The 870-nt window shown below is 60.7% G+C and carries 1 protein-coding gene; it reads left to right on the top strand.

The window, feature by feature from the left end:
• Window positions 1-870: Ig-like domain-containing protein (locus tag VV869_RS24335; protein WP_337737537.1), on the top strand; the 870-nt coding region annotated here is incomplete at both ends.

The raw sequence follows: 870 nt of genomic DNA, 5'->3' as shown, positions 1-870 counted from the left end.
TTTGCTGAGGGTGACATCACCGTTGTCGGCGGCACCCTGAGCAACTTCAGTGGCAGCGGCACCAGTTATACGGTGATCTTCACGCCGGATGTTGATCGCACCGAGCCGGCGACCGTCGATATCGCCGCGGAGACCTTCACCGATGCGGCGGGCAACGACAACACCGCGGCAACGCAGCTGAGCATTAACCTGGATACCACGCTGCCGAGCGTGACGATTACCAGTGACAAGGCGAGCCTGAAAGCGGTTGAGACCGCAACGCTGACCTTCACCCTGAGCGAAACCAGCAATAACTTCGCAGCCGAAGATGTGGCAGTGACAGGCGGCACCCTGGACAACTTCGCAGGCAACGGCACGACGTACACCGCTACCTTCATGCCGGACGCGGATCGCACCGAGCCGGCGACCGTCGATATTGCGGCAGAGACCTTCACCGATGCGGCGGGTAACCACAACACTGCGGCAACCCAACTGAATATCAACCTGGATACCCTGCTGCCGAGCGTAACCATCACCAGCAACAAGGCCAGCCTGAAGGCGGGTGAGACTGCAACGCTGACCTTCACCCTGAGCGAAGCGAGCAGTGGTTTTGCGATGGAAGATGTCACGGCTGTGGGCGGCAGCCTGGACAACTTCGCAGGCAATGGCACGACGTACAGCGCTACCTTCACGCCGGACGCGGATCGCAGTGAGCCAGCGACATTCGATATCGCCGCGGAGACCTTCACCGATGCGGCGGGCAACAGCAATACCGCAGCGACGCAGCTGAGCATCAACCTGGATACTGCGCTGCCGAGCGTGACCATCACCAGTGACAAGGCCAGCCTGAAAGCGGGTGAAACTGCAACGCTGACCTTCACCCTGAGCGAA

Source organism: Photobacterium sp. MCCC 1A19761, from assembly GCF_037389125.1.
Taxonomy (GTDB): Bacteria; Pseudomonadota; Gammaproteobacteria; order Enterobacterales; family Vibrionaceae; genus Photobacterium.
The sequence above is the reverse complement of the archived record's forward strand: the minus strand, read 5'-3'. Positions and strand labels throughout refer to the sequence as shown.